Origin of the sequence: Paraburkholderia sp. GAS32, assembly GCF_050434225.1 — a bacterium.
GTDB classification, from domain to species: domain Bacteria; phylum Pseudomonadota; class Gammaproteobacteria; order Burkholderiales; family Burkholderiaceae; genus Paraburkholderia; species Paraburkholderia madseniana.
Window position 1 is genome coordinate 22,842 of record NZ_JBNPVS010000063.1, and the last position, 26,273, is coordinate 49,114.

General features: G+C 55.6%; 22 protein-coding genes and 2 pseudogenes. 13 read left to right on the forward strand and 11 right to left on the reverse strand.

Features of this window, described 5'->3' with window-relative positions; genetic code table 11:
• The gene (locus P3T25_RS43265) at positions 1–225 is read right to left on the reverse strand and encodes a hypothetical protein (protein WP_429363453.1); all 225 of its coding nucleotides are present in this window, start codon (positions 223–225) and stop codon (positions 1–3) included.
• A gap of 93 nt (positions 226–318) precedes the next feature.
• Between P3T25_RS43265 and P3T25_RS43270 the strand changes: the two genes are divergently transcribed.
• From P3T25_RS43270 to P3T25_RS43280, 3 genes are all read left to right on the forward strand, one after another.
• Positions 319–1,239, forward strand: coding sequence for a LysR family transcriptional regulator (locus P3T25_RS43270; RefSeq protein ID WP_429363455.1), 921 nt, complete (start codon positions 319–321; stop codon positions 1,237–1,239).
• A 306-nt stretch (positions 1,240–1,545) separates the two neighbouring features.
• The gene (locus P3T25_RS43275; protein ID WP_429363457.1) at positions 1,546–2,988 is read left to right on the forward strand and encodes an MFS transporter; all 1,443 of its coding nucleotides are present in this window, start codon (positions 1,546–1,548) and stop codon (positions 2,986–2,988) included.
• A gap of 113 nt (positions 2,989–3,101) precedes the next feature.
• Positions 3,102–3,230 carry a hypothetical protein gene (locus P3T25_RS43280; protein ID WP_429363459.1) on the forward strand — a complete coding sequence of 43 codons (129 nt, stop codon included), beginning with the start codon at positions 3,102–3,104 and terminating at the stop codon, positions 3,228–3,230.
• Between the two features lie 122 nt (positions 3,231–3,352).
• Here the strand turns inward: P3T25_RS43280 and P3T25_RS43285 are convergent, their stop codons facing one another.
• Positions 3,353–4,264, reverse strand: coding sequence for a LysR family transcriptional regulator (locus P3T25_RS43285; protein ID WP_429363461.1), 912 nt, complete (start codon positions 4,262–4,264; stop codon positions 3,353–3,355).
• Between the two features lie 406 nt (positions 4,265–4,670).
• Here P3T25_RS43285 and P3T25_RS43290 point away from each other — a divergent pair, with 406 nt between their 5' ends.
• Together P3T25_RS43290 and P3T25_RS43295 are read left to right on the forward strand one after the other, a co-directional pair.
• Positions 4,671–5,885 carry a porin gene (locus P3T25_RS43290; RefSeq protein WP_429363463.1) on the forward strand — a complete coding sequence of 405 codons (1,215 nt, stop codon included), beginning with the start codon at positions 4,671–4,673 and terminating at the stop codon, positions 5,883–5,885.
• 118 nt (positions 5,886–6,003) lie between these two features.
• Entirely contained in the window at positions 6,004–7,020 is a 1,017-nt protein-coding gene (locus tag P3T25_RS43295) for an NAD(P)H-dependent flavin oxidoreductase (protein WP_429363465.1), read from the forward strand.
• 177 nt (positions 7,021–7,197) lie between these two features.
• Here P3T25_RS43295 and P3T25_RS43300 read toward each other — a convergent pair whose 3' ends face one another.
• The 6 genes from P3T25_RS43300 to P3T25_RS43325 all read right to left on the reverse strand — a co-directional run bounded on the left by P3T25_RS43300 (position 7,198) and on the right by P3T25_RS43325 (position 13,113).
• A complete protein-coding gene (locus tag P3T25_RS43300; protein ID WP_429363467.1) occupies positions 7,198–8,499 on the reverse strand; it encodes a hypothetical protein in 1,302 nt (433 codons plus the stop codon).
• 262 nt (positions 8,500–8,761) lie between these two features.
• Positions 8,762–9,190: an acyl-CoA thioesterase gene (locus P3T25_RS43305; RefSeq protein ID WP_429363469.1), complete on the reverse strand. Its 429-nt coding sequence runs from the start codon at positions 9,188–9,190 to the stop codon at positions 8,762–8,764.
• Positions 9,191–9,388: 198 nt separating this feature from the next.
• Entirely contained in the window at positions 9,389–10,033 is a 645-nt protein-coding gene (locus P3T25_RS43310) for an isochorismatase family cysteine hydrolase (protein WP_429363471.1), read from the reverse strand.
• A gap of 268 nt (positions 10,034–10,301) precedes the next feature.
• Entirely contained in the window at positions 10,302–11,318 is a 1,017-nt protein-coding gene (locus P3T25_RS43315) for an NADP-dependent oxidoreductase (protein WP_429363473.1), read from the reverse strand.
• Between the two features lie 76 nt (positions 11,319–11,394).
• On the reverse strand, positions 11,395–11,907 hold the full coding sequence (locus P3T25_RS43320; RefSeq protein WP_429363475.1) for a DUF1993 domain-containing protein: 513 nt from the start codon (positions 11,905–11,907) through the stop codon (positions 11,395–11,397).
• Between the two features lie 174 nt (positions 11,908–12,081).
• Positions 12,082–13,113 (reverse strand): LysR family transcriptional regulator, encoded by a 1,032-nt coding sequence (locus P3T25_RS43325; RefSeq protein ID WP_429363477.1) that lies wholly within the window; start codon positions 13,111–13,113, stop codon positions 12,082–12,084.
• 184 nt (positions 13,114–13,297) lie between these two features.
• Here P3T25_RS43325 and P3T25_RS43330 point away from each other — a divergent pair, with 184 nt between their 5' ends.
• Entirely contained in the window at positions 13,298–14,104 is an 807-nt protein-coding gene (locus P3T25_RS43330; RefSeq protein WP_429363479.1) for an alpha/beta hydrolase, read from the forward strand.
• A gap of 347 nt (positions 14,105–14,451) precedes the next feature.
• Here the strand turns inward: P3T25_RS43330 and P3T25_RS43335 are convergent.
• Positions 14,452–15,168 (reverse strand): annotated as a pseudogene (locus P3T25_RS43335) (sensor histidine kinase); the annotation flags it as partial.
• Positions 15,169–15,340: 172 nt separating this feature from the next.
• Between P3T25_RS43335 and P3T25_RS43340 the strand changes: the two are divergent.
• Positions 15,341–15,905: pseudogene (locus tag P3T25_RS43340) on the forward strand (transposase); the annotation flags it as partial.
• Between the two features lie 177 nt (positions 15,906–16,082).
• Here P3T25_RS43340 and P3T25_RS43345 read toward each other — a convergent pair.
• On the reverse strand, positions 16,083–16,379 hold the full coding sequence (locus tag P3T25_RS43345; RefSeq protein WP_429363481.1) for a hypothetical protein: 297 nt from the start codon (positions 16,377–16,379) through the stop codon (positions 16,083–16,085).
• A gap of 977 nt (positions 16,380–17,356) precedes the next feature.
• Here P3T25_RS43345 and P3T25_RS43350 point away from each other — a divergent pair.
• Positions 17,357–18,022 carry a redoxin domain-containing protein gene (locus tag P3T25_RS43350; protein WP_429363483.1) on the forward strand — a complete coding sequence of 222 codons (666 nt, stop codon included), beginning with the start codon at positions 17,357–17,359 and terminating at the stop codon, positions 18,020–18,022.
• Positions 18,023–18,112: 90 nt separating this feature from the next.
• Here P3T25_RS43350 and P3T25_RS43355 read toward each other — a convergent pair whose 3' ends face one another.
• On the reverse strand, positions 18,113–19,066 hold the full coding sequence (locus tag P3T25_RS43355) for a LysR family transcriptional regulator (RefSeq protein WP_429363485.1): 954 nt from the start codon (positions 19,064–19,066) through the stop codon (positions 18,113–18,115).
• Positions 19,067–20,551: 1,485 nt separating this feature from the next.
• On the opposite strand from P3T25_RS43355, the gene P3T25_RS43360 reads away from it, so the two are divergent.
• From P3T25_RS43360 to P3T25_RS43380, 5 genes are all read left to right on the forward strand, one after another.
• Positions 20,552–20,986 carry a hypothetical protein gene (locus P3T25_RS43360; RefSeq protein ID WP_429363487.1) on the forward strand — a complete coding sequence of 145 codons (435 nt, stop codon included), beginning with the start codon at positions 20,552–20,554 and terminating at the stop codon, positions 20,984–20,986.
• Positions 20,983–22,695 (forward strand): methyl-accepting chemotaxis protein, encoded by a 1,713-nt coding sequence (locus tag P3T25_RS43365; RefSeq protein ID WP_429363489.1) that lies wholly within the window; start codon positions 20,983–20,985, stop codon positions 22,693–22,695. Before P3T25_RS43360 ends, P3T25_RS43365 begins: the two co-directional genes overlap by 4 nt.
• Before the next feature lie 9 nt (positions 22,696–22,704).
• Positions 22,705–23,001 carry a hypothetical protein gene (locus P3T25_RS43370; protein WP_429363491.1) on the forward strand — a complete coding sequence of 99 codons (297 nt, stop codon included), beginning with the start codon at positions 22,705–22,707 and terminating at the stop codon, positions 22,999–23,001.
• A 298-nt stretch (positions 23,002–23,299) separates the two neighbouring features.
• Positions 23,300–23,680 (forward strand): hypothetical protein, encoded by a 381-nt coding sequence (locus tag P3T25_RS43375; RefSeq protein WP_429363493.1) that lies wholly within the window; start codon positions 23,300–23,302, stop codon positions 23,678–23,680.
• Entirely contained in the window at positions 23,646–26,171 is a 2,526-nt protein-coding gene (locus tag P3T25_RS43380; RefSeq protein WP_429363495.1) for an EAL domain-containing protein, read from the forward strand. Before P3T25_RS43375 ends, P3T25_RS43380 begins: the two co-directional genes overlap by 35 nt.
• The last annotated feature ends 102 nt before the right edge of the window (positions 26,172–26,273 follow it).

Consider the following 26,273-nt stretch of genomic DNA (forward strand, 5'->3'; position numbering starts at 1 on the left):
TTAGTTCTTGACGAGCGCGTCGCTGATCAGTTCGGCGCAGAGAACATCCGGAAATTGCGTGCGCCATGGCCCCTCCCGCATCCGGATGAGACGTAGACCATTCTCGGTCTTACTGACTTCGGCGCCCTGCTGCCGAAGCGCCACGGTGCGATAGAGAGCGGCTTTACCATGACTTGCGACTGGCGCGCGCAGCCCGGAAAGGGGCAGCGTAGAATTGGGCCCCATTCGATGTCTCCCACATTTTCTATGTCTGCGGAGAATGATAAGAAATTATCGGAGACCAGACAATCTGGCTGCACGTACCCCTACTGGTGAATCATGGTTGACAATAAATTCGATCTCAATTTGCTTCGCCTCTTCGTCACAATCGTCGAAGCCCCAAACTTGAGTGTAGCCGCAGAACGATCCCACACGACCAGATCGAACATCTCCCATCGACTGAAAGCGCTCGAAACCACAATGAAGGCGCAACTGGTTCGCCGTACGACACGACGAATGGAACTGACCGAAGCCGGAAGGACGCTCTATCAGCACTGCATACGCATGCTTGAGGAACTCGATAGCGCACGCGCTTCGATCGACAATCTCGGCAACACGATTGCTGGCGATGTACGAATCCGATTGCCGACGGGACTAGGCCACATTTATCTGACCCCGGTTCTCCTGGACTTCGCGCGAGCCCATCCTCAGGTGTCCCTCCGCGTAATGTTGACTGATCATATCTCCGATCTAATCTCCGCAGAGGTTGATGTGGCCCTGAAGATCACATCCACGCCACCCGATGACTACGTCGCGCGCAAACTTTGTGATATCCAATGGTGCATTTGTGCAGCGCCGTCCTACTTAGAAGACCGCCCCATCGCGAACTGGAAGGACTTACAGTCTTCCGCCCTGATCACTCCCGCGGCCCTGGGCCGCAGTTTCGACCTTAAACTCGGACGCGACAAAGTCGTGACGGCTGTGCGTGTTACACCTCGCATTCAATCCGGCGACTTTCCATTTCTGATCAGCGCCGTAGCTGAAGGCTTGGGGATCGCACTACTGCCGCGCTATGCGGTATGGCAATCGCTTCGTGAGGGTTGTCTCACCGAGGTTCTGACGGAATACGAACCTCAGGGAGTCGGCAACGCTGCTTATCTTCTAACCGCTCCCAATCGATTTCCGACGCTCGCAACGCGAGCCGTGATGCAGTTCATCGTGCAACATGTAAAGGCTAACCAGAGCAATTGGAGCCGTTGATTCATCCTTCTCAGGAGAACGCGGGGGTTAAGACGGCGGAAGATAAAGCCTGTCATTCCGGGCGTAGGTCGATGAAACACGAAAACACGCTTTCCATGTCGGCGTCTTGCAGGGCTGCCCCTCATGGATCGCTACGGACCACGACTGGTGGTTCCTTATCTAATCACTCGCTTCGAGCACTGCATGACGTATCGCACGTTGTTTGCTTGATAACGAAATGCAATCACAGAGGCCAGTGATTGATATTGGACACACCGGGTGACTATCCCCGATCATGGTCTTCCAACATATACATGGAGACAGCAGATGAACAGCCAACACCCGCCTGGGGGCGTGGCGACGACCGGCTCAATAAGTCAGATGATTGAATCCAGTTCGAATCTGGCTGGTCCGAACAGGACGGAACCAGGTCGAGACGAGCTCTATCGTCGTATCGGTTTGCGTGTCGTTCCGCTTGCGGCGCTTGGCTACGTTGTTGCGTACATCGACCGCGTTAACATCGGTTTTGCGAAGCTGGGGTTTGTACGGGACCTGTCGTTTAGTGATGCGATCTACGGCGTGGGCGCCGGCTTATTCTTCGCAGGCTATTTCCTGTTGGAGCTTCCGAGCAATCTATTGCTCGAATACATTGGTGCCCGAAAAACTCTAGCCAGGATCATGATCCTCTGGGGGCTGATATCCGCCGCGACGGCTTTCGTCAAAACACCTGCGCAGTTCTACATCATGCGCTTCGCGCTCGGTGCGGCGGAGGCTGGCTTCTTTCCGGGCATCATCCTGTACCTGAGTTACTGGTTTCCCGCAGCGCGTCGCGGTCGCATTACAGCGCTCTTCGCGATGGGTGCGTCGTTAGCAGGGGTTGTCGGAAATCCGCTCTCTGGTTGGTTGATGAGTCTTGACGGTTTGCACGGGTTGCGAGGATGGCAGGTGCTGTTAGTCTACGAAGCTCTGCCCGCCGTTGTACTAGGAATCGTTTACTTTTTCTTCATTACTGATCGTCCCGAGAATGCGCGCTGGTTGTCCGGAAACGAGAAAAGGAACCTGCTCGAAGAGCTTGCCATTGACACCGCGACGCCCGATGGCGGTAGCATCCCGATGCGGACAAAGCTGCTGCACACTTTTCGCGATCCAAAGGTCTATATGCTGGCACTGGCCTATCTTTCGATATTAGCGGGTACGCAGACAGTCGCCCTCTGGGCACCCACGCTACTCCGAGAACTCGGAGTCGGCATGAGAAGCACTGGATTTCTTGGTGCTCTGCCTTTCGTTGTATCAACGCTCAGCATGTACCTGGTTGGAAGGAGCTCGGATCGGCACATGGAGCGTCGCTGGCATTTCTGCATCGTAATCTGGGCGGCCGCCTTCAGCCTGGCAGCGCTGAACCTCGGTGCCCATAGCGTAATCACTACAGTCGCATTGTTATCGATTATTGCGGCAGGCTGCTGGTCCGCAGTAACCGTGCTATGGACGATTCCCGCAGTTTTGCTACCAAATGAAGTACGGTCCGGCGGCATCGCGTTTATCAGTAGCGCCGGCGCAATCGGCGGGTTGCTCAGTCCGTTAATCATCGGATACTCCAACGAGCTGGCGGGAAGCCGTTACATTGGGTTTGCAATGATTGGCGCGATGCTCGGCGTGTCCGGCCTCATCGTGCTTTTCTTTGTACCTAAGGCAGCGCCCGTCGGATTGTTCGCATCGGGCGATAAACAACAGGCGATCGATATCTCCGCATACAAGCCCCATCAAGAATGAATCGACCGAATCAATCATTTGGGAGTCGCCAACGGCGCGAGCACACAAACTTACCATTGCTAGGTTCGCCAAATACAGCCTCAAAGCTGCTACTTGTGCGCAGGAGTCACGGATTGGATGTGCATGGCGAAGCTGCACTCATCCCGCTGTACGGATCTGCAACTGTTGAAGCTATGAAGCTGCTAGCTGTCGATCGCTTTCTCGATCCAGCGGTGATTGCGAAGGTCCATCAATTTCTGTAGGCATTCTTTGGTCAAGGGTCGGAAAGAACGACGTCACCCGTACGACAGCGGTTAGGTCTACATGAGCGCGTAATGCTCACTGGAAAAGGCATACTCGACGGAAAGTGCTGCTTACCGGGATGCTAACAGGCAAGCAGCGGAGCGATCTCACGGCATAAACTGATGAACCGCCGGACGGCAGGCGATGGTTCGTCCTTGCGGTAGGCGACGGCGACATCTGAGACGATGTCGACATTACTCAGCGGCCGGTATACGACATCTGGGAGGTTCAAGTGGCTGACAGGTTCAGGTATGAGCGCGACCCCGCAGCCTGCAGCAACCAGGCTGACGATCATTGGGAAATTACGAGAGCGATGAACTATGCGCGGTTCGAATCCGGCTGTCCGGCATACCCTTAGCATTGTGTCGTAGAAGCCGTAGCCCTCACGCAGGTGGGTCGCAATGAAATCGAGGCCGGCCAGGTCGCAAACCGATATCTGCTCACCTACGAATGAGTGATCGCTTCTAAGACAGACGAGCACGGGTTCGCGTCGAAGGGTCGACGTTATAACACCTTCAGGCAGCTGGGCCACCGGCAATCGGATAAAGGCAACATCAAGGTGTCCATCGGCAAGATACGTTAATTGCTGCTCCGGGTCGAGTTCTTGCAACCGGATCTTAACATCGGGCATGCGTTGCTGACACACATAGCAGATACGTGACAGAAGGCCAGAATACGCGACTGAAGTGACGAGACCGATATCGATTTCACCAAGCTCTCCCCGATTCGCGCGTGTGACCACAAGCGCTGCTTTTTCTGCTTGTGCCAGCGTATTGCGCGCTTCTGTGAGGAAAAGCATGCCGACCGGTGTCACGTTCACTGATCGTCGGTCTCGAATCAGCAATGGCGCGCCGATTTCACGCTCGAGTTGCTGGATCTGCTGACTGAGTGCAGGTTGGGCTATTCCCAGTAGTTCCGCCGCCCTACCGAAGTGCAACAGGTCCGCAACGGCAACAAATGCGCGAAGCCGCTTTAGGTCAGTTATACGTCTCATGCATGACTCGTACGAAATTTGGAGGTAAGGCCTCAACGTTCTGGATGAGGTCCCTGAGGAAGGAAAAGCAGTTCCATATTCACTGATTGTACCGGCCCTTCGTAAGTACCGTTGGCGCGATCCTTGGCGTGGAGGTCCGGGCAGCTAGCCAACTGAGGATTGTTCTCGAAATCGAGCGATCCAGTAGCAAGACGACGAGAATCGTTCGTTACTTACATACAGTAGCCGCTTGATCAATTTGACGGAGAAGATTTCAAAACACAATTAGGACTGCTTCTATTACATCACTGGTTCTGTCTGATATAGCGACGTCAACTCTATCGTAGCCTTTTGGTTCAGAGTTTGGTTCATTTCCTTGCCTGGCGTGATTATTTTTTTAATAGTTAAAAGTTAAAGAGGCCATAATATGAAAAGATTGATTTTTTCTGTCGTAGTGGTGAACGCATTTGTGACTGCTGCCAACGCTCAAAGTACAGTCACCCTGTACGGCATCATCGATGAAGGCTTTGAGGTAGTCAGCAATGTCAAGACGGCAGAAAGAACAGGCAAGACAATGTATCAGCTGGATTCGTCAAGTGGCCTCAACCCTTCGCGGTGGGGATTGCGAGGCTCCGAGGATCTAGGCGCCGGATGGAAAACGATATTTACATTGGAGAACGGCTTTGAAGTCAACACAGGTAAGTTGGGTCAGGGCGGAGCTGAGTGGGGCCGGCAGGCATTCGTCGGGCTCGCCAATGAAAACTACGGATCTCTTACACTCGGCCGGCAGTACGACAGTGTGGAGGACTTCGTCGGACCATTCGGAGTTGCCGATCAGTGGGCGAGTCAACGGGCTGCTCATCCCGGTACTCTCGACACTCTGAACCTTCTGATCCGGACGAACAATTCAGTCAAATACGCCAGCCCAAGCTATAGCGGATTGACCTTTGGTGGCCTGTACAGCCTCGGGGGTCAACCCGGGTCGATTTCACTGAACCAGTTGTTTTCGTTGGGTGCCGCCTATGTGAATGGACCAATCTCGCTTGGCGTTGCCTATTTGAACGTCCGCAATCCGAATAATTCGTTCTTCGGCGACAATCCGAGCGGCGGTGGCGTTGCAGCCAATAACACCTCGGCGTCCACCAATCCGGTTATCTCCGGCTACGCATCGGCGCACACCTACCAAGTGATCGCTACGGGAGGTTCGTACACATTTGGTGCAGCCACGGTTGGTGCGACCTATTCCAACACAAGATTCATGAACCTCGGCGATACGGCAACGTCAGGTCCAAATCCCCTCGGCTACACTGGGAGCGTCACGTTCAACAACGCTGAAGTAAACGGGAAATATCGGTTGACGCCTTCTTTGCTCTTGGGCGTCGCCTATGATTACACGAAAGGGAATGGCGTCAGTAGCACACATGCCGCCGTTCACAATTCTGGCGTCAAGTACCACCAGTTTGCTTTGGGCGTCGACTACTTCCTCTCGAAGCGCACAGATCTATATTTCGTTGGCGTGTACCAGAAGGCAAGCGGTATCGACTCGACCGGACAAAAGGCGGTGGCAAGTATAGACAACGAAACTGCGGCAGCGGGAAATCACGCCGCACTTGCCCGAATTGGTGTGCGTGTGAAGTTCTAGATAACCTCGCTGTTCAGCCAAATGCCAATGGGACTCGGAGAAGTGGACACTCGGTGTGGTCGGACCGTAACCGCGCAGCCGTGCGAGAACGTCGTAGTAACACCTTAACAGGATAATCATGGAAACACAGTTCGCAACATCCGTTACCGACCTTTTCGGTACGCGCCTTCCGATTGTCGCCGGCGGCTTGCAATGGCTCGCCGACGCAAACTATGTGGCCGCAGCAGCTCGAGCGGGAATTATTGGCTTCATCACCGCCGCCAGTCTGCCTGACGGCGCCAGCCTGCGCGCCGAAATCGACAGGTGCCGGGATCTGGCGGAAGGTAAGCCGTTTGGCGTCAACATCTCGATGCTTCCGAAACCAGCGCCCGATGAAAAGGTGGATGAGTATCTTGATGAAGTCATTCGGGGCAGAGTGCCTTTTGTGGAAACCTCGGGGCGGAGCCCAGAGGCATACCTTCCGCGTCTTCGTGATGCCGGAATCAAGGTCTTGCATAAAGCACCCTCTCTAAGACATGCCAAGAAAGCCGAATCACTTGGCGTCGACGCGGTCTCCCTTGTCGGTGCGGAGTGCGGGGGACATCCTGGGGTCGATATGGTCGGAACAATGATTCAAGGCGCCCTCGCTGGAAACGCTTTCAAGATACCGGTATTGTTAGGGGGAGGTATTGGCACCGGCAAACAGGTCATTGCAGCACTGGCTCTTGGCGTCGATGGTGTAACTATTGGTACGCGTTTCCTTGTCGCAGACGAGATTTGGGCGCATGGGAACTACAAAGATTTACTTGTCACATTGAGGGAAGCCGACACGGCGCTCATGATGCAAAGCGTCCGCAACACCGTACGAGCCCTGCGTAACGACACGACGAATACGGTGAACGAGTTAGAGCGCATCCACGCAGGGGATTTCAGTGTATTGAAGCCTCATGTGGCCGGCGTACTAGGCAAGCAGGCCTATATTTCCGGTGACGCGTCGATCGGCGCGCTTTCATTGGGTCAGGCGGTCACGTTCGCCGACCGAAGGGAGCCTTTGGCGACTATAGTCGCACGCATCGAAGCTGAAATGGCTTCGGCCATTGAGGCGCTATCTAAGTTTCAATTTCGTGGCCAAGTCAACGCACCATACATACTCTGAGCATGCGGAAGGCGCCCCTTTCTCTTAGTCTCTGACTAGCGAGGCGTAGGTCCTTTATAGACACAGTCGCATCTGTGCGGCAGAAGACCCGGCGCCGCCTTTGAATGGCGCCCACACTGAAACTGAGGGTAGCGCCGCAAGGCAAAAAAGGGACGCTTCACCCGCGAGTAGTGGCTTTTAGTGAAGGGTTGAAGGTGAAGACAGCCCCCACTCGATTTGCGCCGTATCTGAACGCATCAATGCCTGACGTGCGTTGTTTGCCGCTTTTCGCCTGTCAATCTCTCCTCTGTCTAGCGAACGAAGATAGAATCTTTCGGGACGCGAAGGATCAAAAAGAGGAAGCGCTAATATTGCCGGGAAACATCCGTCAACCACCACGGCTGCGTCGACGTCATCGTAAGTGACACACTGAATGAATAAGGTTCGCACCTCGTCTTCTGACAGAGGCCTACCAGGAGCAACCTGAGTGCGCATGGAGCACCACGCCTCCACCAGCCGAATTGCCACATCCGGCGTTCGAAGCGCGAGCTCCGCCGAGAATTTGAGCGCTTCAGCGACCCGGGTGTCATCATGTCCATACGTTTGACATTCCGACAGTGCGCCGCTCATACGCTCCAGAATTTCGTCGACATGGGTCTTGTGCCAGGTTGCAATCGCAGTCAAACCAAGCACAGCATCGTAGATCATCAAAGGGGGGGCTTTCTCCCCGATTCTCTCGAGGTACCTGTCGATTACCTCGGGACCAAACTGCGATGCGGCTGATCCGGCCTGTAGTGTCGAGAGCATAGAACGCTCACGCGACAGTACAAATGATGGTGTCCACGTATGCCACTCAAAGCTCATTGCAATCTCGGACAACCATGCTGTATCGGGCCCCGTGCACGCAAGCGAAATCAGAGTGCCCATTGCACGCACCAGATTCTGATACTCACCCAGCACGTAGCGTTGGCGCATTTCCTGCCTCAATACCGCTTGCTTGTACCCTCTTCTACTAGCGTCAAGCATCATCGATGCAACTGTCACCCATTTGTATGAACTTGCGGAAAAGAGATGACGCCACTTGTAGATTCGCTCAAACGTCTCCCGGTCGAGAGCCTCGGGTCGTCTGATCAACGCATCGACAAGTTCCTGAGCATCGACCAATGATTTAGAGCGTTTCATCGAGGCCCACAGACTCCCTCTCTTTTGGTCATCCATCTTTGCAAGGGTGTCCCCCGGAAGCGTCAGGAGGCCGGGCAAGAAGGTCGCGGAGCCGACAATCACCGCTCCGTTCATAAATATGACTGGACCAGCCGTGTCGATAAGGAGCACCTCCCGGCATTCCCCATCCGAATCCCTGACTGTCGATGATAGTGCGGTCGCCAGTTCACCGTCGCGCTCAAGGGTAAGACCAATGGCAATGCGTTGGGTTATCAAACGCTCAATTGCGTCCAGCTCTGCCACATAGAAACCCAAGCGTTCCCCATCAGTCTTCCTCACACTATCGCCTCACTCTCAGATTTCTCTTAAGTCCAAAAACGGACCGCTTGAAGGGCCAACACTGACCGATCCTCAATAAGGATTATATTTACTTTCCTGAATTTTGTTTTTCGCACTCCCCCAAGGACAGCAGCAACGAAGGTGACTCTTTGCACGGCTACGGTGTAAAGCCAGAAGCTGTCTAATGGGGGTTAAGAGACGTGGCGGCGAATTGGCGGCGCGAGGATGCGCGTTCTCGGGCGGCGGCCGCGGGGACGGATGCCTATCGCTCGGACGGCGCCGTGAACGACACGAGAGCCGCCCGCGCGAAATCGGACAACGGTTTCGAACGGCGGGTTCCGCTGTCTATCTGCACCAGTACAGCTTTCGCGAAAGCCGCGCATTCTCCATTCTGGAATAGACCCTGCTCCAGGTGGATCGACGCGCGGCCTATCGATGCGACACGCGAGCCTATCTCGACGTTGCCCGGCCAACGCAGTTCGGCGCGGAATTCTAGCGCCACGCTGGCGATCACGAACTCGGCCCCGTTTTCGGCAAGCGTCCCTTGCGAGCCGTAGAGAATTTCAACGCGTCCGGTTTCGAGAAAAGTCGAAAACACGGCATTGTTGACATGCCCTTGTCGGTCGGTATCGCCGTAACGGATCTTGTCGAAAGTCAGGATTGGGAAATCGTTGGGTGCATAACTGGTCATGGGTATTCCGCTCGAACCGCCAACGGTACGCCGACGGATTGTCATTTACGATCGCGGGAGTAGAACTATCCGGGCTGGTAGACCTCGATCAAGCCGTATTCCTCGCGACGTTCCGGTGTGCACGGGCTAAGCTGACGCATACGCCACGCCCCGCTTGGTCTGGTGCGAATCTGACCCTCAGGATTGAAGAGTCTGGATTTAGCGAACGGGCCGATCGACAGGCGACGAATTCTTGATCGCCGAAATCAGTTCTTCCGTTGCGAGAATTTCATGTGCATAGGTAGGGCCGTCAATGTTCATCGCCGCATGCAATGCCTCATGCGAACGCGCTGACGTCGCATCCCGAACCAGCGTAACGTGGTAACCAAGCTCCATTCCGATTCGCCCAGTCGCCTCGATGCAGGTATTCGCGAGCAAACCGACCAGGATAATCTTCTCTTTGTAGTTACGCTTAAGCTGAAGGTCAAGATCCGTATTCGGAAATCCGCTGGACGCCCAATGTTCCGTCGCAACAATGTCGCCCGGCAGCACCTTGAAATCGTCGTGAAACGTTCCGCCCCACGTGTCCTTGGCAAAGGACTGTCGTTCTGCCGCGCCCAACTGATAGGGCGACGGGTATTTCCAGTTGACATAGTTCCCCGACTCCCAGCGGTGATGAGGCACGTGAAAAATGCTGATGCCCGCCTCACGCGCAGTCCGGACCACCGTCCGAAGGTTCTCCAGCATATTGTTTTCTTTCGCAATATCCTTGATCCATGGGAAGAGCTTTCCCCCCTCGCTCAGGAAGTCGTTGTAGAGGTCAACGCACAGCACTGCCGTAATTTTTGGTTCATACGTAGCCATCGCAATATCCTTGATCTCGCAAGAAGTAGCCGCCGAACGGTCAATTCAAAGTTGAGTTACAAAAGTAGCGTTCATACATAATCCAAGTTCTGCGTAACGCGATATGTCTGGCAAGAGTCATCCTTGACGTCCAGTTAACGACTAACAGAAGAACAACATGCTCAATGAGCGCAGCGTAGTGCGACGCAGGACTCGCCACACCGGAAATGGTGCGCATTGTCAGTGCGGCGTCGAATTCAATACCGAACCCACTGAGACGGAGCTGCCGTCACGACAGGCGAACGAGTGCTTTGCCAAAGTTCCGGCCAGCCAGCATGCCGATGAAAGCCTCCGGCGCTTTCTCGAGGCCATCAACGATGTCTTCACGATAGCTGATATCGCCGGAGCGAACTCTGGGGCCGATCTCCCGCAGGAACGCATCATAGTGTTCTTCGACGAATTCAACGTTGATGAAACCACGCACCAGCAGGCTTCGACGTACGATCTCGAGCATCGTGATCGGCAGCTGATCCCGCTCGCCGCCGCCGGCGCCGTTATAGTGCGCGATGACACCGCAAACCGGCACCCGCGCAAAGCGATTGAGTAGCGGCAGGACTGCTTGCCAGATCGGGCCGCCCACATTCTCGAAGTAGACGTCGATGCCGTTCGGGCAGGCTTTGGCCAGTTTTTCCGCCAGTCCTTCGGATCGGTGATCTACTACAGCGTCGAAAGCGAGCACATCGCGGACATACGCGCATTTCTCCGCGCCGCCCGCGATTCCGACCACGCGGGCGCCGGCCAATCTGGCGAGCTGGCCGACGAGCGAGCCGACTGGGCCGCTCGCTGCCGCAACGACGACTGTCTCACCGGGCTTCGGTTGGCCAATCACCTTCATGCCGGAATAGGCGGTGAAGCCAGGCATACCCAGCACGCCCAGGACCGTTGTGATAGGTGCCAAAGCAGGATCAATACGACGCAGCCCTTCAACACTGATCGCCGCATGCGTGCGCCAACCGCTGCGTGCCTGAACCAGATTGCCCGGTCGGTAGTCTGGATGCCGCGATTCGACAACCTCGGCAACCGTCTCGCCTTCCATCGGTTCGCCAATCTCGACCGGCCGGGCATAGGACTTAGACGTGCTCATACGGCCGCGCATATAGGGGTCGAGTGATAGGTAACGGGCGCGAACCAGGACCTCGCCGTCTGCGGGAACCGGCATCTGTCCGCTCTCCAAGCGGAAATTCTCGGCGACAGGCGCCCCGGTTGGCCGAGATGCGAGAACAATTTGTTGATAGAGGTCTGCCATATGTGCTCCTGAGTTCTTTCACAGAAAAACGATATAGTCGGCCACGGCACGCCGGCGTATAGCTCGTCGCCACCATTCATTCCCGGCCGAAGCCGGGATATTCGCGTTTGCCGATGGGAACCCCGTTGTGGCGGAGAATGTTGTGAGTCGTCACTAGGTGGAAATAGAAGTTCGGCAGGGCGAAATTCAGAAGATAATCCTGTCCGCACTGCTGCCGCGAGGCACCACCAGCATTGTATGAAACCGTTCGTTCACCGCTCCCGGCGAACTGCTCCGCCCGGAAGGTCCTGAGATAGTTGTCGGTCACATCGATTCGTTGCCGCAACTCTTCCAGCGTGACTTCGGCATCAGCGAAGCGGGGGGGTGAAAGATCGGTCAGTCGCGCTACGGCGAACTTTGCCGTATCACTCGCCCGTTGGATCTGACTACCCAATGGCAGCATGTCGGGCGCAAGCCGAGCGCCAACCAAGATGTCGACATCGAAGTCTCGCGCCGCAGCATAAGCAGCGGCCCGTTCCAACACCACCGAGAGAACGTCGAGGCCGCGGAGAAAAACGGGAATTGAAGCCCTGTACATCGAAAGAGTCATCGTCCGCATCCTGATAGACTTTTATAAGACGTGAAGGAGTGCAGCGGGCGCTCCATCGCTCCATACCCGTTGTTCGGGACCAGACGAAGGGGATCTTCCGCTGCCGCCGTAAGCATCGGACTTAGAAGAGCTCCAACGTGGATATTGGCAAGAACCACGAGTTCGACGCCAGACTCAGCCATGGTTTTCAAACATGACTTCCGCTACCGTTGGCACCAACTTTCCAGAGGCGTGCTGTCGAACAGAGGGGGAATACTTGGCCAGGTGACTCTTCGGGGAACGCCCATCCACTTCCCTTGCTTCAGACATCAACGGGCAGTCTTCGAACAATTCCGATATCCATTCAACGAAAGCACGAACCTTGGACGCGAGGTGGCGATTGTGCGGATAAACGGCGGCAATAGGCGTGGAGCGAGGTTTGCACGCCGGCAACACCTCGACGAGCTGCCCGCTCGCCAGATATTGGGCGAGCATGAACGTGGGGCTCTGGATGATGCCCGCCCCGTCGACACCGCACATTACATAGGCATCGGCATCATTCACCGACAGCCCTCCTTTCATTTTCACTTCGGACGAATGTCCCGAGATCGTGAAATTGAATGGAGTATTCCGTCCGGTGCGGCTCGAGAAATACTGCACGGCTATGTGCTGCTGAAGTTCGTCAATAACCTGCGGCACGCCGTGTCGGCAAATGTAGTCAGGACTGGCTGCGGTTAGCGTCAGCAGGTTGCCAAGCTTTCGAGCGACGAGTTCGGAGTCCTCGAGTTCACCGACGCGAATCGCACAATCCACACCATCCCGAATCAGGTCAACGGGCGTATCACCGAAACCGATCGTCAGCTCGATGTGCGGATACCGCGTCCGGAAGTCTCCGATGTTCGGTATCACGATCAGTCGACCGATCGACGCCGGCATATCCAGTCGAAGCTTTCCTCGCGGTCCCATCTTGGTGCTTGCGAATGAGTCTTCCGCCTCATCAATCTCAGCGAGAATTCCGACGCAGCGCTCATAGTATTCTGCCCCTTCAAGAGTTAGCCTCAGGCGTCGCGTTGTTCGTTGCATCAGATGGACCTGCAGATGCGCCTCGAGCTTCTTTATGATATTTGTAGCAGACGCGCGCGGGAGATTGAGCGAGTCAGCGGCCCGAGAGAAGCTATTCATCTCGACCACTTTTGTGAAAACCTGCATTGCCTGAAGCCGGTCCATGTTGCCTCACATCGGCTACCACTAGCCGTCCTGGAAGAAATCGAAGAAGGCGGATTCCGGATTGTTACACCGGAACGAATTGTATTCTGGATTATAGCAATTTATCTCTTTTTTCGATTGTGTCACACTTTCTCATCTAGCCAGAACTATCTGGCGCACATACGTCAGCCAGAATATGCAATCTATGAATCATTCCGAGGTGGCGGTCGAAGATATCTTCCTGACCGGCCACACGCAGGAGATCGCGTTGCGCAGCTATCGTCCAGCGGTCTCGGATTCGGTGTTACCAATCGTCATTTACTTCCACGGAGGCGGTTTCGTCCGTGGCTGCCTGGAGGATGCAGGATGTGCCGCCAGCACGATTGCATCAAGAACTCCAGCGTGGGTAATCTCCGTTGGCTATTCCCTCGCGCCTCGATTCCCTTTTCCAGTCGCACTGGAGGACGGGTTACGCGCAACCCGTTGGGCTGTCGAGAATGCGCGCAGATATAACGCGGATGTCAACCGTATAGGTGTTGCGGGGCACGATGCAGGTGGCAATCTCGCCACTTGCCTCGCAGCGAGGGCACGCGATCGGGGGGAATTTTCATTCAAAGGGCAAGCATTGCTCGCTCCGTTGCTCGATCCAAGCATGACAAGAATCGCCCACGCCAACGAAGTATCTTCCCCAGACTTTAGCGTAAGAGAGTGCGCACAAAGCTATCGAGCCTACCTGCCGATAGTGTCGGACCGCCTACATCCCTATGCTGCACCCCTTGAGTCAAGACGTCTTGCTGGACTGCCGCCTACTCTGATTGCGAGTGCCCAAAACGATTTGCTGTACGTCGAGGCAGAAAATTACGCTGGACATCTGATAGCTGCGGGGGTTCTGACCGAAGTTACCAGGTACTCGAATGTTTCACATCAAGAACTGGCGACACACCCGGTTGTGCTCGCCGACGTTTCGGCATTCTTTGCAAAGCGCCTCGGCATTGCAGCAAAAGGACGTTGACTCCAATAATCCAGTGGTCCGGTGCAGACTACGCACTCGACTGTGCAACGCCAACGCGACGAGGTAACAATTCGTCGGATTTCAAGTGACGCGCATCGCCGGCCGCTCCACACTCGGTGGAAATATGCGCCACACACCGTCCCGATGACGAAAAAAGAATAATGCAACCGGGCCTGCTGCAGTCAAAGTTTCGACTCGTACACAGCACTCGTGTTTGGATCGCCGATTTCTGAACCTGGTAACCCGAACCCCGTTCGCCGGATCCGGCGCGAGCCAGTGTTCGACCATCGCGCGCAACGAGTCTTTCGCACTATTCACGCCCCCTCCTTCCCGCGTTACCACGTGGATCACACGTTCCGTTCGTAGTCGAACGGGACGCGGATCGAGACAACCGTGCCCACGCCGGGCGTGCTGTCGATCGATAGCGAACCGCCTATAGACCGGGCGCGCTCGCTCATACCGAGCAGACCATACGAATAGACTTTGCGTGCCGTAGCCAGATCAAAGCCGCAGCCGTCATCGCTAACGTGGAGCTCGAGAGCGGTCGCCGTACTGGTCAACGTGACATCCGCCCGTGTCGCCCGTGCATGACGGGCAATATTGGTCAGTGACGCCTGGACGATGCGGAACACGGCGGTAGCGCGCGTATCCGGCAGACAGAGCTCACCGCCATTGAAACGGAGCTGGCACGGGATTCCATTTCGGCGGCCAAAATCTTCGACCAGCCACTCAAGCGACGCAACAATCCCAAAGTTAAGCGCAGCAGGGCGTAGATGGTTCGCGACATTTCGCACCATCCAGATGGTCTTTTCAACTAGCTCGCGCATGTCGTCCGCTTTCTCCGCCGCGACCGAATCACCGACGAGACGCATCTTGAGCAGCGAAATGTCCAGTTTCAGGGCAGTAAGAAGTTGGCCCAGCTCGTCGTGCATTTCCATCGCGATACGCTTTCTCTCGTCCTCGCGAATCGCCTCCATATATGCCGATAGCCCGCGAAACCGTTCACGCGACCAGAACAGTGCCTGCTCAATGGGCTTGCGTTCCATGACATCGTTCAAGCCGACGTCAGGTGGTTGTACTTTCCGTGCGAAATCTGGCGGCATAATCCTGAGAATCCCCGTGGATCAACAACTTGCAAAATCACCGAATGCGGGAAAATCGCAGAATCGCCGAGCCGTACTGCAAACAGCTCTTCGCGCGACAACCGATAAATTTTGCACCATTCGGACGATTACCCTAAGGGACATCTGCTCGCGCAAGTTGCGCGAGCTTGGCAAACTCGATCTCTCACTGGCAGCCGTCGATTCTTCGCCGGCGCGAGCCGTTAGGGCGGGCAAAAAAACTGACCCGAATCCCGCTTGTCGCCCGCGACCCGTTCCAAACACCACATCCTCGCCGATGACAATGGCGTCCCCATCAGTGCCATCCTAACGGGCGCAAACCGCAACGACGTTACTCAGTTGCTGCCGCTCGTCGACGCCATTGCGCCGATTCGCGATGTAGGCGTCCGGTCGCTCTAGACGCCCAAAGTTGTTTGCATCGATCGCGGCTACGACTCCGAACCACGCCGCCCGAAATTTCGCAGATGCGACATCAAGCCGATGATCGCAAAGTGCCGGACCAAGCACCACAGTGTGCTTTGCAAGTTTCGCTGTACAGTAAAGCGCACTCAAGTATGACTCAACAACTTTCGTAGCCTTCGCATCCGCTTTGAGCGTCGCGCCGACATTCTCAGAGTATTCCGACACTGGATTGCTTCCTCGTCCGCTGGAACAGTTCCAGACGCACCAAGAAGTCTTTTTTGAACAGTCTCTCAGATCGCCAGGGTTCCACATTTCCGGCGTTGAGAAAAAAGGGCATCGAGCCTAGGCCCGACGCGACCGAGAAGGTCTAGCTATGGCGAGAGCACAACTGCTAGAACCTGATAGCCCGACACTCAGTGTCGCCTGACCTCCGACACCGCTTCAATTCAATCAGCTCATCGAACTTGCCTCTGAAAGTGTCGAAGCATTTCGAGACAGAGGTTGGTCTCAACAAGCAACGCAGAATGGTAGTCGGCTGGAAGGATCGTATCGTCCATCGCCGCCATGACGTCTTCGATAGCAATTTTGAACGATATGATCGCTTCGTCGCGCTGCGCACGAGTTAGCAAAGGTACAACCGCATCCGCCAACTTCGATAAGACAATCGATCTTGCTCCGAGACGCGAAACCACAGCGCCACTGGAATTCATCAGACTTGCCATCGTCTTCAACAAGCTGTCTTCTGCATTCAAGTTTTCTACCCCACGTAAGCGGCTCAAATGCACGAGCGTTAACGTTCCCTCAAGCTTCCGGACTTCCCAACGCCAAAATTGCTTGGCAGGAAAAGGCCGAACGCGCGCGACAGGGGGGACGGCACGCCGGCAAAGTGATTCATCCCACACCTCGAACTTTGCCTCAGCTCGGCGCTAGCCGAAAGACCACTTCGAGCAATAAGAGTTATTCCATAATGCTATAGGCCTTCAGCTTATGTTCGATCCCCGATGGTCTGCGCCTTCCTGCGGCGCGAGTTTGTTATCCGGCCACCGTCGAGTGTTCGTGGAACATTTCATCTTCACACAGAAACTGCGAAAATTTCGGCTGCCCGATATCCAAACGATGCTGACAGCGGAGCGAGCCAAAGATATACCTCGCCCGCGACAGAGTATCAGCCGCGGATCTCCCGTCCCGCTGCCCCCAACAGCACGCGAATCGACGTTCGCTCGTCAAGTTCCAACTGTGCACAATGGCCCAGCATCGTTTGTTTCGCTCCGACTTTTTGAATTCCGAAGAGCAAACACACACGCCAGCAGCGGATGCGTTGGCTTGCGCAACCAAGGTTCCTCGACGTCTACTATCTGGCCGTGCGAATCGCCGCGCCCTCCGGCCAACAGCCTACGCCTTATAGCGAGTGAACGAAAAATCGTAGAACGAGATAACATATATTTCATTCTGATATGGTAACCATGTATATACACTTATTTCGCCGAAACCCCCGACTGGCGGTAAAGAACTCTGCCGTAGGTACGGAACGTCCGTCCAGCCGCAATCTCATTGAGTCTCTTCGCCCAGTCTGGAACGACTTCCTGTAGCCTGTGTGATTTTAAATCTGTCTATACTACGTAATACTATCTAAATCAAAGAGCAAGGTTCATACTTCACAATTATCCACTAGTCGGTTTTTTCAGAATGTGCATTTGCATTAGAGGTAGTCGATAATCAAGGAAAATCAATGCCGCTCCCTGAATCTCTTGGTATCTTTGGAAGCCACTCGAACTTGCCAGGCTCTTCTCCTCAGGGCATCGGATCTGCAGGTTCGATCGTCGCGCGCGCCACTGCTGAACTACTCGCGACGGGTCACGCACGAAGTGCACTGAGGGCAGGTGCACTGGCACCCGGCTTCGAGTCAACCAGTCACGACGGCGCATCAGTGTCTTCTGATCGAATGCTATCCGACGGTGCACTGATAGTAAGCTTTGACGCAGGTATGTGGCAGTCCAATTCAGGTTACGAACTAGATGCTCTGCAGGATGCGCTGGCGACCTTGCGGCAAACGGAAGCGCACATCGTGGTAGTAACGTCGCAGAGTCCGCAAAATTGTCAACGGATTGCTGCAGCAGTGAATCTTGACTTTCCTTTGTTGAGTGATACGCGTAACCTCATCGCGACGCGCTTCGGTGTGTGCAACGCACTCCCGCCATATCTTGTTGACCATTACAAGCGGCAAGGTGAGTCTCTACCGGGCTTCTCCGACGACGAAACATGGACACTTCCGGCTCCGTCCCGCTACGTCATTGGAAAAGATGGAATCATCGCGTATGCAGAGGTAAACGCTGGATACGGGCGGCTCCTTCCTCCTGCCACGCTTGTTCCAGTGCTCCGATCCCGCCGCGGATGATAGTGACACAGGAATGAGATGGCGCCGCTACCTTACCCAAGAAATCCGTTTCGGACGATAACGCCAATGCGGTTTCCAGATCTCTGCGTTTCACAGCGACATTGATACGAGATTTAACTCTTCGTATCCGCAATCCTGCTGAACCAATGCGGACTTTCCTACTTGATTTAGGACTTCCTCCATGAACGCGGCGAAGGCACGCACCTTTGCGCTTGGACGACGTCCTGTTGGAAATAGCGCCCATACGTCAATCGAAGGTAGTGTCCAATCGGCAAGAACTGGAACAACGACCCCCGAAGCGAGTTCTGCCCTGAAGATCCATTCCGGCACTACAGCCAATCCAAGGTTCCCCAACACTGCCGCTCGAATACCCTCGGTTACGGTGGTTCTGAAACGTCCGGTGACGGCCACCGACACCTCTGCGCCATCCCGCCTGAACGCCCAAACACTGCCCCCCCTACCGGGATCGCTAACAATAGTCTGATGTCCTGCCAGATCAGCAGGAACCCCCGGTTCCCCGTAGGCTTCGATATAGGATGGGGTACCCACGACGATCCTTCGCTCTTGCGCGAGTCTTCGCGCAGTCATGCTGGAGTCTTGCAAATCGCCCAACCTTAAGGCTAGATCTATACCGTTTTCCAGCAGGTCGATGTTCTCGTCACTCAGAACCATATCCACGACCAGTTCCGGGTGCTCGTCCATGAAAGCACCTAGGAACGGGATTATCTTTAACGTGGCCACCGTGATTGGAACACACACTCTCAAACGTCCAGTCAACCCTCCAGCCGACTCCCGTGCCGCAGATTCGGCCTCTCGAGCCTGATCGATGGCGACCGTTGCACGTTCGTAAAACTGCTGGCCGGCCTCGGTAGGCACCAAGCCTCTGGTCGTCCGGAAAAGCAGGCGAATGCCCAACCGATCCTCAAGCTGAGCAATTGATTTGGAAACGGTCGGTTGCTTGATGTGTCGCAAGCGCGCCGCGCCAGAGAACGACCCAGCGTCTACGACGCACACAAATGTCTCCATCGCGGCCAGTCTGTCCACTGTATCCACCCTCCGAAGTCTGACTGCTCACGTCGCCCGGTGCCAACAAAGGGCTTCGTGAGTGTTGGCCATACTGTGGCTCGTCCCAAATCGTTATGGGAGCCCAAGCAGTGATGTCGAGTCTCCCGGTCAGGCCCTGCTTCTCCTGCACCCCGGAGATTCACCAGTTCATTGCCGTGCGTCGCAATCAAACATTCCAGAATGGTCTCGCCTAAAGCGGCGCACCGTACATGCATTTTTAAAAGAACGCATAAAACTGCTGAATTAAACAATCACATCCCGATATGTGGATTATACACATACGCCTGATGTTGGGATGACATAGATTATGAAATTCAAGTGCCATTCGCGGTTGAGGATGGGCGCCTGTAGTTCAATTTTTTGCTTGGCCCAACCACGGTCCGTAACCACGATATGCCACACATCACGGGGGATTGCCAATTTTCGGGGATGTATATGTCCATCCGATGTTTTTTTTGCTTGGCAAACGAGGAATGACTGCGTCCGTGATCCGGTACCTGACAAATGCTGAGGAATGAAGTACACGGTCCAGCCTGCCTGGTCGTAGCAGAAAGATATCATCCACCAGAGACATCATATCGATCGTCGATCCATCGGCTCCAAATCAGAACTTCTGGCGTATGATATAAATCCAAAACTTGCGAGGCTTGTGTTGGCCTGAATCTTACCGATGGAGGTTGACTTTGCTGCCGAAGGCACCGACACGAAGTACATCCTGCGTCACGCTAATCGTGCACTTCAAGTCGTGGCGAGCAACAGCGCGAGTACGCGTGGAGACGTTCGGTCTCAAGTGCAACGCAATAAAGCAATATTGCGCTTCGATGCCTCGAGTTCGACCGACGGATACGACGTGCTAGTCGCATTGCTCCTAGGCATCCTGCGGGGTATGCCTGCCAGCCTACAAAGTCTTTTTCTTTTTCACCGGGCGCCGCTAGAGTCCCAGCAATCGCCCTAGAACACTTATAACAACGCAAGTGTTGTCGCCCTGATGCAAGATCGTCGGATGGCACGAATCCACCTAGACGATGGCCGCTTGCAGCATCGACCTTGCGAAACGGAACCCTCTGCGGAAGACATCGGTGACGCCGGCCAGGCGGATAGTGGTCGGCTTCCGGTAGTTGGTGACCGTGCCGCAAAGCGGCAGCGTCGTCCACACGTTCACTTCGAACGGTCGACCTGAAAGAAGAATGGGACCACGCTCCTCACGTGCGCGCGCATTCCTTCGCGAAAGAATAGATTCACGCTTAGGGCATACGCTGCGCTGCTCGGCCTGAGATTCTGCTTTAGACGCAATTGCCCCTACCCACCGCAGCCGTTCGAGCCATCGTCGGCTCTTCGACGATCGTTCAAGCTGCGACGGACATGGACATAAGCACCTTGGGCGACGAAAGAAGCGCACTTGCAAAGTATGGTGAGCAGCTCCGATACGTGTGACAACCGGATGAGAATCGATTCTTTCATTTAATGAGAAAGTATCTTGCTCATACAGCCGTAAATAAAACATTCTCATCTGACGATAGCCGAGGTGTCAGCGCAAGTCTGATTGCTGCGATCGCGCAGCAATGGAAGGCTGCTTCAATGGCCTGGAGAGCGAGCGGTTGGATGGCAGGAGACGCAGTCTTCAGGAAGCTATTGCGGATCTCTCCAAGTACATCGAGACGTTTTATAGCCGCAGTCGTCGGCATTCGAATAGGCTTTAAGGTTTCGGCTGCGCGCATCATCCTCGCCAGCACTGGATACCACGTGCACGATCCGAAAAAGGGACAAGGGGAAGGCGATAGCTTCGCCCTCGCTACCGCTGAGCAATTCAAGTCGACAGTTATGGAAGTATTCCTCATCACCTTCGGTATCGCTCGTCCGAACCGTCTTATTGCAACACAACCAACGAGAGTGCCATGACGATCTCCCGACGCTTGAGCCTTACGTTAGCCGTAGCCTTACTCGCCTTGATTTTTGTCGGAGGTCTCGGCGTCTGGCGGCTCAACCAGGCGCAACAGCGTTTTGAATATGTTCAGGTTAATATCCTTCCTAGCATCATGGAACTGAAGGATGCCAAGTTCGATGTTAGCGAACTCGCTCGGCTGAATTTACGGTATCTCCTGACTGCTGATGACACCGGCAGAACCGCAGCCAATCAAGATATCGACGCTCTCAATAAGAACCTAGATCAACATATTGCAACCTACGAGCGCGACGACGTCTCGGACGACACTGATCGCCAGATGCTCGAAATCGACAAGGCGAATCTCGCCGCTTACCGGGAAGCCATACAAAATTTTCTGGCGAAAGTCCGCGGCGGCGACCTGGATGGCGCCAAGGCCACTCTGATCAACGGCGAGGCGCGCAATGGAGTCTTGAAGTTAGCGACAAGTTTGGATAGGCAAATCGACTACAACAACAAGCTCGGCAACGATCTACGCGCTGCAAACAACGCTGCGTACTCGCAGGCCTTCTGGCTTTTGCTTAGCTGCATTGCGTTGGCGCTCGTGGTGAGCGGCGGCCTGGGCCTCCAGCTTTTCCGCCTGATAACGTCGGGGCTGAACAATATCCAGCAGACGTTGCAGCAAGTAAGCCAATCTCTGGACCTGACCCATACGGTGAAGGTTGAACGCATGGACGAGATCGGTCACACCGCGACGGCTTTCAATGCCTTGCTAGCGCGCGTGGCGGAAGTCGTCGGTGAAGTCCGGCGCTCGGCCAGTTCTGTCAGCGTCGCCTCCAGGCAAATCGCGACTGGCAACGCCGATCTGTCGCAGCGCACAGAAGAACAGGCGACCTCACTGGAGGAAACTGCCTCAAGCATGGAAGAGCTGACAGCTACGGTTCGGCAGAACGCGGATAACGCTAGACAAGCAACCACGCTGGCGAATACCGCGTCGGAGGTGGCGCAGCGTGGCGGCGAAGTGGTCGGGCGCGTGGTCGAGACGATGCACGGGATTTCCGGCAGCTCGACCAAAATCGCCGAGATCATCAGCGTGATCGAGGGCATTGCGTTCCAGACCAACATTCTGGCGCTCAATGCTGCGGTCGAAGCCGCTCGCGCAGGGGAACAGGGTCGGGGGTTTGCCGTCGTGGCTGGCGAGGTGCGCACGCTCGCCCAACGTAGTGCGACGGCGGCCAAGGAAATCAAGGATTTGATTAGCGACTCAGTGAATCGGGTGGACACCGGCTCGAAGCTCGTCGATGAAGCGGGCAGCACGATCAGTGAAATCGTCCAGTCGGTGAAGCGGGTGACCGACATTGTGGGCGAAATCTCGTCGGCATCCGAAGAACAGCGCACCGGCATCGAGCAGGTCAATCAGGCGGTCATCCAGATGGACCAGGTAACCCAGCAGAACGCGGCGCTGGTCGAAGAAGCCTCAGCCGCTGCGCAGTCAATGGCCGACCAGGCCGCGACGTTGCAAGAGGCGGTGGCAGTCTTCAGGATCGCTGGCACGGGACCATCCGCGTCCCGGGTGGTCACACCGCGGAGCGTATCACCTCGGTCGGCACCGGAAGTTCGCACGTCCTCACGTACAACGTCAGCGAAAGTGACGCCTGTCGATACCGCAGCGAGAAGCGCCGTAGTCCCGCCGGATACCGGCGCTGCGGATTGGAAGGAATTCTGAGGAGGAGACGTGAAAGATTCTGACGAAGTACTGAACCACATGAGCAGGCTCGTGACGGACAACACAAAGATTATCAGCGTCCTTGGCGCAAGGGTCATGGTGCTGGGCAAGTTCTTTGATGCAGCCCTGCCCCAGCTCACGTCCTTGCAGCGTGGCGAGGTCACTCGATCGTTTCGACAGGGCATAGAAGATATCCTGTCGCTGATGGACGATGTGGCACTGCCCGCCGAATATTACCCGGCACTGCTTGATCTCACCAATACGATCCTCGCGGCACTGGGTCAGAAGTCAGCCACCCGTCTGTAGCCGCATCGGCGCGGCTTTATTCGGGCTTCAAGTTTCGCTTGTGGGGGCTGGCGATCGAACGTTGGGGTAACCCCACCAGCCATACCGGTCGCAGCCACGGCCGTCGCGACGCAGATGCCGTTCCATCACAAACCAGCTATCCGCTAGTTTAACGACGAACCCGTTCTACCGTGCAAACTTCTGGCCCCGGCCGGGACCCGCCGTTCAGAGATGTTCCAGAACCGAACTCAACAGGGAACCCACTTACTCCTGTGATATCCACCGTGTCCAGCCGCGCAGCCTCCCAAGGAATCTCAACATGACATCTCGTCGTCTACCTAAAAACCGAGTTGCGCGTCGTCGTTCCAACATCACTACGCGCGTTGTCCCCGGCGCTACCTCTTCGGCCTTTGAGGAAATCACCCGCGTTGCAGGCACGATCGGCCTGGTGCCGATCGTTGCCGTGGCCCTGCAAGCCCGAGACTCACCGTGGCGTCATTCAGTTGCCGGCTCATCCGCCAAAGAGTGGATGACCGTTGACGCCGAATTCGCCCTGCTGATGGCGGGCGATCGCCACCGAGTGGACGCGATCAGCGTGGCCAACGATCCCGAGCTTGCCTGGGCTCCGCTCATCGCATCCGGTCACCGACGTCACCGGACGGAACGTGGCGATTTTTGCTGTGGGACACAACGTGCGTGAACGCAGGCGGCTCGAACAAGCCTTGACCGAGAGTGAACGCAGATATCGCGAGCTCTACGAACGCACGCCGGCGATGCTGCAATCGATCGACGTGCAAGGCAGACTCCTAAGCGTGAGCGACTTATGGCTCCGCACCCTGGGGTATAGCCGCGACGAGGTACTGGGGCGGTTCTCATCCGACTTCCTGAGCCCTGCATCGCGCGAGTACGCCCGTCAGGTCGTGCTTCCCGAGTTCTTTCGCGTCGGCCACTGTCGCAACGTCGAATACGAAATGGTGTGCAAGGACGGTGAAGTGCTCACGGTATTGTTGTCAGCCGTTCTCGAAAGACAGAGCGATGGCACACCATTACGGTCCATGGCGGTTATCGAGGATATCACCGGCCGCAGGAAAACCGAGGCAACCCTGCTCGAGAGCGAACACCGGTATCGCGCGCTTTTTGAACACATGCAGGTTGGGTTCGTATTGCTGGATATCGTCAGTGATGCAAGCGCAAAGATTGTTGACTTCCTCTTCATCGCGGCCAATCCGACCTTCTTAAGGATGGCTAATGTTTCGTTCGATCGCTTGATCGGCAAGAAGGTCTCAGAAGTGTTTGCAGCGCGAGCTGAACCGAAATGGGACTGGCTCAGTACACTGACTTCTGTGGTCCTAACCGGCGAACCGGTTGCTCGGCAGGACGTGCCTGCCGCAAAGGGCGGCTGGTTTGATATGGTCGCATATCGTCCCGGCCCCGATCAATGCGCTGTCCTGGTCCTCGAGGCCACGGAGCGCAAACGGATGCAAGCGACCTTGGCCGAACAGCATGAGTTCTTGCAGGTAACGTTGCATTCGATCGGGGACGGCGTCGTCACAACCGACCGCAATGGGTTTGTCACTTATCTGAATCCCGTCGCAGAGCGGCTAACGGGGTGGTCTATTGCCCTAGCGCGCGGTCGTTACCTGAAGGACGTCTTTGATGCCCGTAAGGAGTCGACCCGCGAAAGTGCTCCGAATCTCGTCAAGCAGTGCCTGACCGAAAATCGCGTCGTGGGAAGTGCTGGCAACCTTGTCCTGATATCACGGGATGGCGCGGAACATTCGATCAAGGATTCTGCTGCCCCGATCGTCAGTAAAATTGGTGAAGTGCTGGGCGTCGTACTGGTGTTCCACGATGTGACGGAAGAGCGTCGGCTTGCGAGGGAGACGAGCTACCGCGCCACGCACGACGCGCTGACTGGCTTACTCAATCGCGCGGAATTCGAAACACAACTTCATCGCGTGCTAGCCCATGCGCGCGAAGAAGGCAGTCGACATGCCATGCTGTACATCGACCTAGATCAGTTCAAGGTCGTGAACGATACCTCCGGTCACCTCGCCGGTGATCAGTTGCTGCAACAGGTGACGGCGCAACTGGTCCTGTGTATCCGGGCAGCCGATACGCTGGCCCGGCTAGGAGGCGACGAGTTCGGCATCATTCTGGAACTTTGCGACACGGAACATGCCCGCCGGATCGCCACCCAGATCTCCGAACGCCTCGATGAGTTTCGATTTGTATATAACGAACGGCGGTTTCATATTGGTGCAAGCATCGGTCTGGTTCCCATTGACGGCCGCTGGCTGACCACTGCGGCCGTGCTCCAGGCTGCGGACAGTGCATGCTATGCCGCCAAGGACGCAGGGCGTAACCGGGTGCACACGTGGTTTGACGCGGATGAAGTCGTTCTTGCGCGACATGGCGAGATGCAATGGGTTACACGTCTCGAGCAAGCCCTCGACGAAGACCGTTTCGAACTATATGCCCAGCGCGTCCAGGCGCTTGATCGCGAGGAAAGAGGTGTCCGGTGTGAACTCCTGTTGCGTCTGCGTGAGCCGGATGGGAATCTGGTACTACCGGCTGTTTTTTTTACAGCGGCTGAGCGTTTCCAAATGGCCTCACGCATTGATCGCTGGGTGGTAAAACACGTATTCGCATGGATGGCACGCCATCACGACCGGTTGGACCACGTTGAAAGTGTCGCGGTGAACCTCTCCGGTCAGTCCATTGGTGACCGCGATTTCCATCGGTATGTAAGGGATCTGGCTGAGGCTTTGCAATTTGATACCCATAAGCTCTGCTTCGAAGTCACAGAAACCTCGGCGATCACAAATCTATCAGCGGCAACGGAGTTCATCCACTCGCTGAGGCTGCGGGGCATGCACTTCGCCCTGGACGATTTCGGGAGTGGTACCTCGTCGTTCGGTTATCTTAAAGCGCTGCCGGTTGACTACCTGAAGATCGATGGACAGTTCATTACCAATCTGGAACATGACCCCATTGATCGGGCAATGGTACGGTGTATCTGCGATGTGGCGAAGGCAGTCGGCAAGCAAACCATCGCGGAGTTTGTCGAAACCTCCGACGTCGCGGCATTACTGCGAGACATAGGAGTCGACTATATACAGGGGTACTATATCCATAGGCCTGCCCCCATGGAGGAAGTTCTGGTCCCTGAAGCCGACACACGTAGCTGACAAACAATAACGCGGGCACCGCGTGCCCGAAGCCAATCCTCACCAAGTCAAACTCGTGGATGAAGACGTCAGTCATTCGTACGGAGTTAGCAAAGCGGCTTG

Excerpts from the sequence above, each read along its gene's own strand:
- P3T25_RS43365 (WP_429363489.1), top strand. The coding sequence starts at position 20,983 with ATGACGATCTCCCGACGCTTGAGCCTTACGTTAGCCGTAGCCTTACTC.
- P3T25_RS43295 (WP_429363465.1), top strand. The coding sequence starts at position 6,004 with ATGGAAACACAGTTCGCAACATCCGTTACCGACCTTTTCGGTACGCGC.
- P3T25_RS43350 (WP_429363483.1), top strand. The coding sequence starts at position 17,357 with ATGCCGCTCCCTGAATCTCTTGGTATCTTTGGAAGCCACTCGAACTTG.
- P3T25_RS43315 (WP_429363473.1), bottom strand. The coding sequence starts at position 11,318 with ATGGCAGACCTCTATCAACAAATTGTTCTCGCATCTCGGCCAACCGGG.
- P3T25_RS43330 (WP_429363479.1), top strand. The coding sequence starts at position 13,298 with ATGAATCATTCCGAGGTGGCGGTCGAAGATATCTTCCTGACCGGCCAC.
- P3T25_RS43320 (WP_429363475.1), bottom strand. The coding sequence starts at position 11,907 with ATGACTCTTTCGATGTACAGGGCTTCAATTCCCGTTTTTCTCCGCGGC.
- P3T25_RS43270 (WP_429363455.1), top strand. The coding sequence starts at position 319 with ATGGTTGACAATAAATTCGATCTCAATTTGCTTCGCCTCTTCGTCACA.
- P3T25_RS43360 (WP_429363487.1), top strand. The coding sequence starts at position 20,552 with ATGAGAAAGTATCTTGCTCATACAGCCGTAAATAAAACATTCTCATCT.
- P3T25_RS43265 (WP_429363453.1), bottom strand. The coding sequence starts at position 225 with ATGGGGCCCAATTCTACGCTGCCCCTTTCCGGGCTGCGCGCGCCAGTC.
- P3T25_RS43375 (WP_429363493.1), top strand. The coding sequence starts at position 23,300 with ATGACATCTCGTCGTCTACCTAAAAACCGAGTTGCGCGTCGTCGTTCC.
- P3T25_RS43285 (WP_429363461.1), bottom strand. The coding sequence starts at position 4,264 with ATGAGACGTATAACTGACCTAAAGCGGCTTCGCGCATTTGTTGCCGTT.
- P3T25_RS43305 (WP_429363469.1), bottom strand. The coding sequence starts at position 9,190 with ATGACCAGTTATGCACCCAACGATTTCCCAATCCTGACTTTCGACAAG.
- P3T25_RS43325 (WP_429363477.1), bottom strand. The coding sequence starts at position 13,113 with ATGGACCGGCTTCAGGCAATGCAGGTTTTCACAAAAGTGGTCGAGATG.
- P3T25_RS43310 (WP_429363471.1), bottom strand. The coding sequence starts at position 10,033 with ATGGCTACGTATGAACCAAAAATTACGGCAGTGCTGTGCGTTGACCTC.
- P3T25_RS43275 (WP_429363457.1), top strand. The coding sequence starts at position 1,546 with ATGAACAGCCAACACCCGCCTGGGGGCGTGGCGACGACCGGCTCAATA.
- P3T25_RS43290 (WP_429363463.1), top strand. The coding sequence starts at position 4,671 with ATGAAAAGATTGATTTTTTCTGTCGTAGTGGTGAACGCATTTGTGACT.